Annotated in this window: 11 protein-coding genes, 1 tRNA gene and 1 pseudogene; 10 read left to right on the top strand and 3 right to left on the bottom strand. The window is 53.6% G+C overall.

Annotated features, from left to right (window positions below):
- Nucleotides 1-517: 517 nt before the first annotated feature.
- Nucleotides 518-1,663 (bottom strand): endonuclease/exonuclease/phosphatase family protein, encoded by a 1,146-nt coding sequence (locus tag HYU99_01675; protein ID MBI2339061.1) that lies wholly within the window; start codon nt 1,661-1,663, stop codon nt 518-520.
- A 166-nt stretch (nt 1,664-1,829) separates the two neighbouring features.
- Here HYU99_01675 and HYU99_01670 point away from each other — a divergent pair, with 166 nt between their 5' ends.
- Nucleotides 1,830-2,222, top strand: a complete 393-nt coding sequence (locus HYU99_01670) for a hypothetical protein (protein ID MBI2339060.1) — start codon at nt 1,830-1,832, stop codon at nt 2,220-2,222.
- 20 nt (nt 2,223-2,242) lie between these two features.
- On the opposite strand, the gene HYU99_01665 is transcribed toward HYU99_01670, so the two are convergent.
- Nucleotides 2,243-3,385, bottom strand: coding sequence for a pyridoxal phosphate-dependent aminotransferase family protein (locus HYU99_01665; GenBank protein MBI2339059.1), 1,143 nt, complete (start codon nt 3,383-3,385; stop codon nt 2,243-2,245).
- A gap of 231 nt (nt 3,386-3,616) precedes the next feature.
- Between HYU99_01665 and HYU99_01660 the strand changes: the two genes are divergently transcribed.
- The 9 genes and pseudogenes from HYU99_01660 to HYU99_01620 all read left to right on the top strand — a co-directional run bounded on the left by HYU99_01660 (nt 3,617) and on the right by HYU99_01620 (nt 12,159).
- Nucleotides 3,617-4,744, top strand: coding sequence for an N-acetyltransferase (locus tag HYU99_01660; GenBank protein MBI2339058.1), 1,128 nt, complete (start codon nt 3,617-3,619; stop codon nt 4,742-4,744).
- A 108-nt stretch (nt 4,745-4,852) separates the two neighbouring features.
- Nucleotides 4,853-5,821 carry an NAD-dependent epimerase/dehydratase family protein gene (locus HYU99_01655; GenBank protein MBI2339057.1) on the top strand — a complete coding sequence of 323 codons (969 nt, stop codon included), beginning with the start codon at nt 4,853-4,855 and terminating at the stop codon, nt 5,819-5,821.
- Complete coding sequence (locus HYU99_01650; protein MBI2339056.1) at nt 5,821-7,161, top strand: hypothetical protein; 1,341 nt, start codon at nt 5,821-5,823, stop codon at nt 7,159-7,161. The genes HYU99_01655 and HYU99_01650 overlap by 1 nt, the downstream gene beginning before the upstream one ends.
- A 74-nt stretch (nt 7,162-7,235) precedes the next feature.
- Entirely contained in the window at nt 7,236-7,808 is a 573-nt protein-coding gene (locus tag HYU99_01645) for a hypothetical protein (GenBank protein MBI2339055.1), read from the top strand.
- Between the two features lie 6 nt (nt 7,809-7,814).
- A complete protein-coding gene (locus HYU99_01640) occupies nt 7,815-9,005 on the top strand; it encodes an endonuclease/exonuclease/phosphatase family protein (GenBank protein MBI2339054.1) in 1,191 nt (396 codons plus the stop codon).
- A 2-nt stretch (nt 9,006-9,007) separates the two neighbouring features.
- Nucleotides 9,008-9,757 carry a 5'/3'-nucleotidase SurE gene (gene surE, locus HYU99_01635; GenBank protein ID MBI2339053.1) on the top strand — a complete coding sequence of 250 codons (750 nt, stop codon included), beginning with the start codon at nt 9,008-9,010 and terminating at the stop codon, nt 9,755-9,757.
- A 178-nt stretch (nt 9,758-9,935) separates the two neighbouring features.
- Nucleotides 9,936-10,643 carry a protein-L-isoaspartate(D-aspartate) O-methyltransferase gene (locus tag HYU99_01630; protein ID MBI2339052.1) on the top strand — a complete coding sequence of 236 codons (708 nt, stop codon included), beginning with the start codon at nt 9,936-9,938 and terminating at the stop codon, nt 10,641-10,643.
- A 130-nt stretch (nt 10,644-10,773) separates the two neighbouring features.
- A pseudogene (gene queG / locus HYU99_01625) lies at nt 10,774-11,759 on the top strand (tRNA epoxyqueuosine(34) reductase QueG).
- 94 nt (nt 11,760-11,853) lie between these two features.
- Nucleotides 11,854-12,159, top strand: coding sequence for a non-heme iron oxygenase ferredoxin subunit (locus HYU99_01620; protein ID MBI2339051.1), 306 nt, complete (start codon nt 11,854-11,856; stop codon nt 12,157-12,159).
- Nucleotides 12,160-12,162: 3 nt separating this feature from the next.
- Here the strand turns inward: HYU99_01620 and HYU99_01615 are convergent.
- Nucleotides 12,163-12,236, bottom strand: a tRNA-Pro gene (locus HYU99_01615).
- Between the last annotated feature and the right edge of the window lie 124 nt (nt 12,237-12,360).

The raw sequence follows: 12,360 nt of genomic DNA, 5'->3' as shown, positions 1-12,360 counted from the left end.
GGGGCGATGCGCGAAGTGATTTTTGATGCCCCCAAGACCGTGACTTGGGTACAGTTTACGGTGACCCGGAACGCGCTCTCGGACATGGTTCCGGGCACGCTCGCCCCCTTGCCGGGGACAAACGTGGGCCTCACGGAGTTTCAGGTTTATCTGGCCCCGGTGTTTCCCCCTGTTATTCCGCCGTTGCCGGACCCGGGAGACTTTACGGTCGATTTCGATGACGGGGAAAGGCCCGACGGGTTGTTGACGGGACGCTATCCGGATAGCGTGAATGGCATTGACTGGTACTTGGCGGATTGGACGACCGCTACAGACCCGACCAGTAACGGCAACCACTATCTCACCATTGATTTTCCGCGCCCCGACGGCGAGACCCCGGCCAAAGTATATCGAATGTTCATTCTGCCGCGAGGCAAGGTATTGAAAAGCCTAACCGTTCATTTCCCCGCTTCCCCCGCAGGGGTTCCGGTGCCTGGTGGCGCGAATGTATCTCTCTCACAAGGCTTTCAGGGTCTGACTATCGATGGTTTATCGGGGAAATATGACACCGACTGGACCTCGCCTGCGGAGTCGAACATTGTGGCTGTGACGATAGATATGACAAACCTCCCCGCCAACGATTTAAATGATGTCTGGTTTGACGATATTGTGTACGGCGATTGAGCTCTTTAAGGAGATGCAATGTCTTTTGTTTCTGAATCCAGCCGAGTTCGTAAGACAAATAGCAGTAAGGGGAGAGGGAAACCTTTTCGAAATAGGCGATCAGGGAGTCAATCTCCTCCGGAGGCAATCGATCCACTGTGGGAGCTGAAGTGGGCGGAGGGTTCAAGTTTATTTGCAGAGTCGCTTCTACCGGCTGATGGTCCGACAGATCGGGTTTTGGAAAGTCAATCCGCGCCGAAACCGGCTCAAAAAAACCGTTGAAAAAAATGTGGTCGATGACATGTTCGCTGGGATTTCCCTGTCTTTTTGCATATCGGTTTGATTCGCAATAACTGCAGAAAGGTTCATCCCCTTTTCTTTCCTCCACCGCCAGTGGCGCCGCCACTGCGTCGTTTAAGGGAAAAAGGCGCCTGAAGAAATCATATTCGGCCGATTGACGATTCATGTTGAAATCGCCGGCAAAGAGAACGGGTCGTGTCGCGATCCGGTCTTTGAGCAACAACCGGTATTCGAGAAGGAGAAATTTTCTCTCGGGGGTCAGTCGGTCGGCCGACTCGCGAAAACCCTCGACATCCCCCCGCCGGGCGATGGGATGGGTGTTGGCGAGGAATATTTCCGTCCCTTGCACGTCCACTGTCGCCACCCCAAGCCCGTAGCGGTAGCCGACCACCCCCTTTTTGCAGTCCTCCGCATACGATCCCTGCCAGCGGTTGGGGATATAGTCGGCGCCGGTGATCGGGGTGCGGCTCAAAATCCCCATCTCGGAGAGAGGGCCGAAATAGATTCCATACGGATAGCCGCTTTCTTTCTTAAGATAATCAAATTGTTCCGCCTGCCAGACCTCCTGCAAAAAAACGATATCGGCATTTTGTTCTTTCAGCCAGACCGCGATCTGCGCCTGACGGGATTCGATATCCGGCACCTCGCGCAAAAGGCAGAACGGCCCGATGCACAAAAGATAGACATTGAAGGTGATGATTTTCAGGAGGGGGAGGGGCATGGAGATTCAATAGAGGAAGCAATCGTTTGACACAACCCAAAAATCGCCTTATCATCCACCGGTTTTGAGTGGATCGTGGATCGTGGATCGTAGATGGTGGGTAGTCCATTGACGGGTTTCATCCAATGACTATTCACTATTCACCATCCACTATTCACCTGATTATATGGCTAAGGCACGTTTGGGAAAAGAAATATGGATCGAAACAAAGGACGAAGTCGGCAAGTTGGCCAAAATTTGCGGCCCTCTTGCCGAAAAGCGGTTGAACCTTTTGGGGCTTTGCGCGTGGGCCGAAGAGGGGACGGCAAAAGTTCTGCTCATTGCCGAGGACGAGGCAAAAGTAAGTGAAACGCTTAAAAGCGCCGGACTTGCCGGAACCGTAAAAGAGGTGATCCTGGTCGAGTGCGACAACAAACCGGGGACCCTCTTGGAGATCGCCCAAAAACTGGGGAAGAACAACATCGGCATCCATGCCTGCTATGCAACGGCCAGCGGGGGCAAATCGCTGGTTGTCCTTGCAACCGCCGATAACAAGAAGGCGCTGGGTGTTTTGGGGTAGGGGCAATGCATGAATTGCCCCTACAGGTTATGTTTTTTCTTCAGTGAGGAAAAGATATCCAGGACCCGATCCAGGTGCTCGCGGGTGTGTTCCGAGGTGTAGCTGGTGCGTAGCAGTGATTTCCCGCGCGGGACAGCCGGGTGAATGGCCACGTTCACGTAAACCCCCATATTCAAAAGTTCTCTCCACAAGGTAAGGGTCAACAGTTCATCGCCGATAATAATCGGAACGATCGGCGTTTCGGATATGCCGATATTCAAGCCGATCGACTTTAAGCCCTCGCGCATGGTACGGCCGTTGGCGATCACCCGCTCGACCCGTTCAGGCTCTCTTCGCATGATCTTCAGCGCGCAAATAACCGCCGCCACGTTGGGCGCCGGCAGGGAGGCGGAATAGATGATCGAACGCCCGAAATGTTTGATGTAATGGATAATCTTGGCATCACCGGCGACAAATCCCCCGATGGAGGCAAGGGTCTTGCTGAAAGTGCCGATGATCAGATCGACCTCTTTTTCGAGGCCGAAATAATGGGAGGTGCCGCGCCCCCCCGGACCGACTGTCCCGACGCCATGGGCATCGTCGACAATCAAACGGGCCTTGTATTTTTTGCAGACAGAAAGAATTTCGGGAAGACGGCAGAGATTTCCTTCCATGCTGAACACGCCGTCGACAATGACGATTTTCCCCAGGCCAGGTTGGCCTCCCAAGGCGGGGTCGGCCTGTTTGAAGGCCTCTTCCAGCGCTTTTTCGTCATTGTGGTCGAAACGGACAACCTTGCCCCGGGCCAGACGGGCCGCGTCGTAGATGCTCGCATGATCGCCTTTGTCCATGAAGAGAATCGAATTTTCATCGACCAGCGCCGAAATCACGCCGAGGTTGACCTGATAGCCGGTGGAAAAAACGAGACTGTCTTCTTTGTCGAAAAAGTCGGCCAGTTGGCCCTCGAGGAGGCCATGAAGCCGGTGCGTGCCGTTTAAGAGGCGTGAACCGGTAAAGCTTGTTCCAAATTCCATCGCCGCATCGGCAGAGGCTTTCCGGACCTCGGGATGAATGGTCAGGCAGAGATAATTGTTGGAACCGGCCATGATGACCGATTTTCCTTCAATGACGGCAGTGGGGCCGTCATTGCGGTCGAGCGGTTGATAGAGAGGATAGATCCCCATCTGTTTGACACTCTCGCTCTGATTCCAAAAGGGTTCCGCTTTTGAAAAAACATCGTGGGGGTCACTGGGACCGCCATTGGTCCAAAGCTCGCTCGGACGGATTAAATCCGATCCTCGCTCACAAGACCCGGCCTGCTATCGCAAAGACTTGTTTTTATCAATAGTTAAGAGAGGCCGGAAATCAATTCTAATTATTGACGAATCCGGTGAGACGGATTAGAGGAGGCGTGAATGATCCAAGTAGTTGCCGTTAGTTCCAAATCGCTCCGAAAAGAATTCATCGAATTTCCTTATCGGTTCTACAAGCATGATCCGCACTGGATTCCCCCGTTGAAAATCGAACGAAAGGAGATGATCGATCCGAAAAAGAACCCTTTTTTTCAAAACGCCGAGGCTTGTCTGTTTCTTGCCTTCAAAGACGGAAAACCGGTCGGCCGGATCTCGGCGCAAATCAACCGCCTGCATAACGAACGGTATGCCGAAAAGACGGGCCACTTCGGTTTTTTCGACTGCGTCGACGACCCCTTGGTCTCGGCGGCCCTTTTTGAGGAGGCTTCAAGATGGCTTAAGAGCCGCGGCATGGAAAAAATCTGCGGGCCGATGAGTTTTTCGATCAACGAAGAGGTCGGCGTGCTGGTTGACGGCTTCGATTCGCCGCCGTTTCCGTTCATGGCCCATAATCCCCCCTATTATGACAGGCTGATCGGCTCATCGGGGTTTGTCAAAGTGAAGGAACTCCTCGCCTGGAGATATGACTCCCGGTGCGAGGTGCCGGAGGCGGCCCGCCGGATTGCCGAAGCGGTTTGCGGGCACCCAGGGCTGGTCATTCGCGAGATGAATCTCAAAAGAATGGAAGACGAAATCCGGATTGTCAGCGATATTTTCAACTCGGCCTGGTCGAAGAACTGGGGATTTATCCCCTGGACCGAGGCCGAGATAAAAAAAGGGGCCAAAGACCTCAAGATGATTCTCGATCCGAAGATAGCCCTCATCGCCGAGGTAAACGGTATTCCGGCCGCCATCTCGATTGCCATTCCCAATTATCACGAGGCGATCCGTGATCTGAACGGCCGCCTGTTTCCCTTTGGAATTTTCAAGTTTCTCTATCGCCTGAAGCGGCGCAAAATCAAAAGCGCGAGGGTGGCCCTGCTCGGGATCAAAAAAGAATTCCGGGCCGGTGTTCTTGGGGGTCTGGCGGTTCTTTTGTACGTGGAAATGCGCCGCCGGAGCCGCGAGCTGGGTTATTGGAACAGCGAGCTCTCATGGACGCTTGAAGACAACGAAAAGATCAACCATGGAATCGGTTTCATGGGGGCGGAGGTGTACAAGAAATACAGGGTTTATGAAAAAGAACTTTAGGCAAAGACGAGAGATCAGAAAGCAGAGAGCGGAAAGCCGAAATCAGATGGTTTATCCGATTTCTGCTCTCCGATTTCTGCTCTCTGCTTTCTCGCAGTTGCAGTTCTTATGAAAATCTTATTAACCGGCGCCACCGGTTTTGTCGGTTCTCATCTTGCCCGGGAGCTTGTTGACCGTGGGCATAAGGTGTGTGCCCTCGTCCGTTCCCCCGCCCGGGGAAAGTTTCTCGAAGAAATGGGGGTGCAACTCGTCCCGGGCTCGCTTGAAGCGCTCGACAAACCGGATGTTATCCTCCCGGAGGTGGACGGGGTGATTCATAATGCCGGGCTCATCAAGGCGCTTAAAGCAGAGGAGTATTATCGCGTCAATGTTGAGGGGACGAAAAAACTGGTTTGCGCCTTAAAGAGGGCAACGCTCAAAAATTTTGTCTTTGTTTCCTCCATTTCGGCCCGTGGCCCGAATCGGCGTGGGCAAGACCTGCAGGGAACAGGGCCGGTGAGCCACTATGGCAAGAGCAAACTGGAGGCGGAGAATTTTTTATTGTCCTGCCGTGATCAATTTCCCGTAACGATTGTCCGCCCTCCCATCGTTTACGGCCCCGGGGATCCGGAGACGTTAAGGTTGTTTAAGATGTTTCGAAGGGGGTTTTTGGCGCATTTTCCCAAAGGGATTCAAAGGGTGAGTTTTATTTTTGTGAACGATCTGGCGCGTCTTCTGGTTGCCGCTGTCAAGGACAGCCGGCCCGGCCCCGGCCCTTATCACCCCGACGATGGAAGGGGAGGGTACAACTGGGACGAGGTGGTTGAGATTGCGGCGCGGGTCCACAAAAGGCCGGTCCGGAAAATAAATCTTCCCCTTTGGGCGGCCAAGGCCTGTGCCTTGGCCTCAGAGGCGGGGGGAAGGATTTTCGGCTACGCCCCTTTTCTCACGCGCGAAAAATACAAGGAGCTCCTTTGCCCGGACTGGACCTGCGGCGATCCGCGCATCGTCGAAAAATTCCGGCTCGATTCCCTTACCGATTTGCAAAGCGGATTTGTGAAAGCCCGGGAATGGTATGAAAAAGAAGGGTGGCTTTGATGGTGAAAAAACTCCCGTTGGGAATTCTCCTTGCCGCCTCTTTTTTTCTTTCCGGGAGCGCCTTTGCGAAAACGGATCGGGTTCCGGGACCCCGGGCGGACCAGACCCTCACCCTTGCCCTCGACGCCATCCCTTATTCGTTGGTCAAGGAACTCTACGACAAAGGTTATATGGCGGGCTACTCGGCGCCTTCGCTTGTCATCAGCCCCTTTCCCTCCACCACCACCTCCGGATTTACCGGCATGATGATGCCGATCGGGGCTGACAGGGCGCTTGGTTATGACGCCATCTATTATTCCTACGGCGATGACAGGGTAAAGGGGAGCCTTCTGACGGCCCTCAAGGAGAATTACAACGACTATGAAAAATTCTTCGATTTTTACCGCCATTCGTTTGGACAGAAATTTCTCATCTACGCCGCCCCCGGGGTTTCCGTTCAGCGGGATATCGACCGCCTTAAGGTGCATCTCTGGAAACACCCGGAAAAAAAGACCCTCTTTTTTTACATCGGCGGCACCGACGGCACGGCCCACGTTCTGGGGAAAAAAAGGCATGCCCATATCTTGAGGCATATCTTTAAAAGGCTCGACACGATCCGCGCCCGGTACCGGCGGGATTTCGGCCGGGAATTGAAGGTGGTTATTTTTTCCGACCACGGTTTTCACTACCGGCACCTGAAAGGAATCGAAACGAGGCGGCTGGAAAAGATGCTGAAGGAGAAAGGGTACCATCTGGCCAAAAATTTAAATGGGGACCGATCGGTGGTGGTGACGGAATGGGGGAACATCAGCGGGGCCAGTTTTTTTACGCACAAGGAAGACACCGAACCGGTGGCGCGTATTTTAAATGAGTTGTCCGGAAACGATCTGACTTTTTTCGTCAAGGGGAAGTCTATTCGCGTTCTTTCGAAAGAAAGAGGCGAGGCGCGGATCGATTTCACTGCCGGCGGGAAACATTTCAGGTATGTGGAGATAACCGGCGATCCGCTCAACTATGGCGATGTCAACCCCGGCGGTTTTGCCTCCGACCGCAGGTGGTTTGAGGCCACCCATCATCATTATTATCCCGACGCCCTCCGGCGGATTTACGACGCCTTTTTCACCCTGGTGAAAAATCCGGCGACCATCCTCTGTTCCACCCGGGACGATTACGAATTCGGCGATCCGGTCACCCGCTTTTCCTCCAAACTCCATGGCGGACTCAAAGGGACCCACGGCGGGATGTTTTTTACCGCAAGCTCGGCCTTTGTGACGACAAATATCCCCGGCCTGAAACTGCCGCCGGTCTTAAGGTATTCGGAGGTGTTCAAGATCTTGAAATCCCCCACCCCCCCCCTTTAGCAAAGGGGGGCGAGGGGGGATTTAATCCTGTTTTTTATTTGCCCACTCATTTCCTTTTTGCTAGTCTCGCCCGCATGAAAATAATCCTTCTCTTTGTTCTCGCTTCGTTCTTTTTTGTCTCCGGCATGAGTTTGGCTCAAACGATTGATCCGGCCCCGGCAGACGAACCGGTTCCCAAAAGTGAACCGGCTCCAGCCGGCGATCCGGCTCCGGCGGAGGAACCGGACGAGCCGGCCAACGCCCCCGCGCCCGCCCCGTCCGCCGAAGGCGGATCGGCGGAACCGGCGCCGGTTGCGGAGCAGACATTGACGGTTACGGACGGCCTCTACAAGGCGGTCTGCAAAAGCGGGAACGCCCCATTCAAGGAAAAGACAAAGGTGAGCTTCCAGAAATCGGGGGATTCCTACAGCATTCTGGATCAAATACGGGGGGCCATCGAGGGGGAAAAGGGGATCTGGTTTTACTGGTACGACGCCGGCGGAAACACCTTAAGCGCTTTCTTCAAGATGGATGAAAGCAAATCATCCCTGGCAAGCGAGATCAACTCGGCCGTAACCGCCCATGCCAACCGCCCCCGCGATCAGGAGGCCGAATACAAGGCGCGATACCAGTCCTACGAACAAGAGGCCATCAAACAGGCCGAATAAAGTTGTGTGGTGACCATTTCGGAATATCTTTTAACCCATCGACTGCGGGATTATCTTGACGAGTTGGCGCATTTTTCCTCCACCCGGCGCCTGAAAAAATCGCTCGTCTACCGTGGCTTGAAAGACGAGATCGAACGGGTCGCGGGCGGGATTGAGCACGGCTTTTACTCTCCCCCCGGAAGACCTCAAAAAAAGCCGTTCTACCGTATTGTGGCCTGGAATATCGAGCGGGGGCTTGAGTTCAACGGCATTCTTCAAACCTTGAAACATCATCCCGAACTTTCGAAGGGGGATATCTTTCTTTTTTCGGAGACCGACATCGGCATGGCAAGGACGCAAAACCTGAATGTCGCCCGTGAACTGGCTTTGGTGCTCGGCATGAACTATTTTTTCGCCCCTTCGTATCTCAACCTCTGCAAGGGAAACTCGGTGGAAGACCATATCGAGGGGGAAAACGCCCTGGGCTTGCACGGCAATGCGATTTTGAGCCGCTATCCGATGGAAAACTTGAGAATCGTTCCTCTGAAAAATTGCAAAGACAAAATGAAAGGGAAGGAAAAAAGGATCGGTTGCCAGAAAAGCCTCGTCGCCGAGGTTGATTTTCCGTTTAAAAAGGTGACGGTTGCCTGCGTCCATCTCGATGCGCACTCCTCGCAGAGGCAGAGGGGGGCCCAGATAAAAACCGTGCTCGATTCACTTCAGGGAAATCCGCATCCGGTTCTTTTGGGAGGGGACTTGAACACCAGTTCCTACAATGCCCGCCATGCCTTTTTTGCCTTTTGCGGATTCTGGTTCAAGGTGTTTCACGGCGCCGACCGGGTGATCGAGGATCATTATCCCTATCCTCACCGTTTTTATGACCGGCATCTTTTCCGACGTCTGCGGGAAGCGGGATTTGGTTACGAAGACTTCAATGAACCGGGAGTCGGGACACTCCATTACACGGTGGAGGACATGCGTGGCAATTATCTGATGCAAGAAGTGGTTCCGGAATGGTGTCGCAAGGTTGCGGAAAACAAGCTGAAAAAACATGGTGGGAAGGCCTCCTTCAAGCTTGATTGGTTGGCCGGCAGGGGATTAAAGCCGGCCTCTCCCGCAACAGGCGCCTCCCCGCCGAAGGTGATAGGGGGGCTTAAATCTGCCGGGAAACCGGTATCCGATCACGATGCGATTATGGTAGATGTTAATATTTATTGAAAATGCTTATCCTTGTCTCCAACGATGACGGCGTTGATTCTTCCGGCATCAAGGCCCTTGCCTCGGCGCTAAAGACCATAAAAGGGGGGAGGGTTGTTGTCGCGGCCCCCACTACCGAAAGAAGCGCCGCCTCCCATTCGCTGACGCTTCACCGTCCTTTAAGGGTCGAAAAAGTCGGCTCCGATTCTTATGCCGTCGACGGCACCCCGGCCGACGCCGTCATGCTGGGGGTTCACCAGATTCTCGGCAAAAAACCGGATCTGCTTGTCTCCGGCATTAATCAGGGGGCCAATCTGGGGGAGGATGTCCATTATTCCGGAACTGTTTCGGCGGCGATGGAGGGTGCGATCATGGGGATTCCATCCATTGCCGTCTCGGTGATTCGGAACGGGAAGCCGCTGAAGTACGATGTGGCGGCCCTTTTTGCGGTCAAACTGGCCAAAAAAGTGCAAAAAGAGAGTCTTCCCAAAGGAGTGGTGCTGAATGTCAATGTTCCCAATCTGCCGAAAGGGAGAATCCGGGGATATGAGTTCACCATTCTGGGAAAGCACAACTACGGCGATGTGATTGTGGAAAAAATCGATCCGCGGGGGCGCCCTTATTTCTGGATCGGGGGGAATCCCGACGTGTTTGAGAACATCCCGAATTCCGATTGCAATGCCTACCGGCAAAAGAAAATTTCGGTCACCCCCATTCAGGTCGATTTGACCGATTACCGGTTTTTCAGCGGGATCAAACAATGGAAATTGTAACCCTTCAGTCTCGGAAGGCATTCCAGTCCGCCTTACAGTGTGGCGGATCGCGGTCTGTCTGATCGCCACTTTACACGGGAGCTGGACTTCAACTTGGCGGGATTGGCGATATGTATTAAGGTGCGCTCAAACAGTTCAAGAAACCTTCCATGCCTCCCAAGACTTAAAGGGTTATATGATGGGACCAAAACATCGTGATTCCTCCGAGTTTGCCGTCGCGCGCCGACGGATGGTGGAGGAACAGTTGATGGCCCGCGGTGTCCGCGATCCCAAAGTGCTTGAGGTGATGGGGCGGATCCCCCGGCATCTCTTTGTCGAGCAGGCGCTATGGGATCAGGCCTATGGCGATTACCCTGTGGGCATCGGGGAGGGGCAGACGATTTCCCAGCCCTATATTGTCGCGCTGATGACCGAGGCGCTGACCCTTGTGGGAACCGAGGCTGTCCTGGAGATCGGCACCGGGTGCGGGTATCAGACGGCGATTCTTGCCGCGCTTTCGCGGCAGGTCTACACCATCGAGCGGATCAAGGGCCTTGCCTTCAATGCCCGGAAGAACTTGAAGGAACTCGGTTACCGCAACATCATCCTGCGGGTGGGGGACGGGACAAACGGCTGGCCCGAGGCGGCGCCGTTTGACGGCATTCTGGTGGCGGCCGGCTCGCCGGAACTCCCGCGGCCGCTCTTTGACCAGTTGAAAGAGGGGGGGCGACTGGTCATTCCCATCGGCGATGAAGACGAACAGTATCTGGCGCGCGTCACGCGCCGGAACGGCGAGCCGGTTGTCGAGAATCTGGGAGGATGCCGTTTTGTCAAACTGGTCGGCAAATTCGGGTGGGGGAAACAGAGAGAGGCGGGAGATCGGTTTAGGAAGAGATCTTTGGTTTAAAACAATGTCAAATGTCAAATGTCAAATTCCAAAGTTCAAAGGAATGTCAAAAAAACAATTTCAAAAAATCGTTTATAATTTGTCATTTGAACTTGTCGTTTCTTTTGACATTTGAACTTTGACATTTGAAATTGATTTTGTGACTACCTTGAACCTAACCAAATTGGTCAAAGAGAGGGCAAGAGAACTGGGTTTCGACCTCGTCGGCATCGCCCCGGCCGATTCACACGACCATTTTTCTTTTTTTGAAAAATGGCTGAAAAAAGGATACGCCGGGACGATGGAATGGCTGGCCCGCAACAAGGAAAAAAGGGGTGATCCGCAAAAGGTGCTTGAAGGGGCAAAGAGTCTCATCTGCGTGGGCTTAAATTATCATCGCGGCCATCCCCGGTCGGTTGATTGCCGGGAAGAGGGGAGGGGGTGGATTTCAAATTACGCCTGGGGGGATGATTATCACGGGATACTTTTGGAAAAATTGGGGATTTTAGAAGAATTTATTAGAAGCCAGGCCCTTCGACTCGCCCCGAGCGAAAATCGAGGGGCTCGCTCAGGGCAAGCCCGAATGAAATCATACGTCGATACCGGCCCGATTCTGGAACGGAGTTACGCCGCCTCCGCCGGCCTTGGGTGGATCGGCAAAAACACCTGCCTCATCAATAAGGACCTCGGCTCTTTTTTTTTATCGGCGAGATCCTCACCGATCTTGAATTAACCCCCGACGCACCGACTCCCGACTATTGCGGCAAGTGCACCCGTTGCATCGACGCCTGTCCCACGCAGGCGTTAAGGCCTTATGAGATGGATGCGACCCGGTGCATTTCGTATCTGACCATTGAGCATAAGGGCGAAATCTCACCGGAGCTTAAAAAGAAAATGGGGCATCACCTCGTCGGGTGCGACATCTGTCAGGATGTCTGTCCCTGGAACGGCAAGATTCCCTTATCCGGCGAGACGCGCTTTGATCCCCGGCCGGGAAATTTTAATCCCGATTTAAACCGGCTGGCCTCGATAACGCGGGAGGATTTTTCGCGGCAGTTCAGGGGGAGCGCCGTTAAAAGGGTGAAGGGAGAAGGGTTTAAACGAAATGTTGAAATTGCCGTAAAAAACGCGCTATAAGGGTTCCCAAGCCTTAGCCGCGGCGGCGGATGAAGCGGCTTGGGAGCTTAAGTTTGTAGGGCAAAAAGTAACTTGTTTGAACGCGGAGGAAACCATGAGTGAATATATCAAGGCTCTCAACAAATCCGATATCCCCGAAAAAGAGGGAAAAGCGGTTGAGGTGGGGGGGCAGTCCGTTGCCATCTTCAACATCGATGGTGAGTTTTGCGCCATCGATAATACCTGCCCCCATAGGGGTGGACCCTTGGGGGAAGGGGACCTCGAAGGAACGGTTGTCACCTGTCCCTGGCATGGGCATCAGTTTGATGTCACAACCGGTCAGTCACCGATGATTCCGGGCGAAAAGGTGAAAATTTTTCCCTGCAAGGTGGAAGGGGAAAATGTGCTGGTTGAAGTGTGAATGTCGGGGAGACAGGATTTGAACCTGCGACTCCCTGCTCCCAAAGCAGGTACTCTACCAGGCTGAGTTACTCCCCGAACTACTGTGTAGCGCATATATAAGGTGATACTCTAAAACGCATGGGCCACGGAAAAAAGCGTCACTCTATTTGCGCGTGAACAAGCAACTTCAAGTTATCTTATCAAGCGGCTGTTTTCAATG

This window comes from Deltaproteobacteria bacterium, from assembly GCA_016183175.1.
Taxonomy (GTDB): Bacteria; UBA10199; UBA10199; order UBA10199; family SBBF01; genus JACPFC01.
This window is presented reverse-complemented; position numbering and strand designations above follow the sequence as displayed.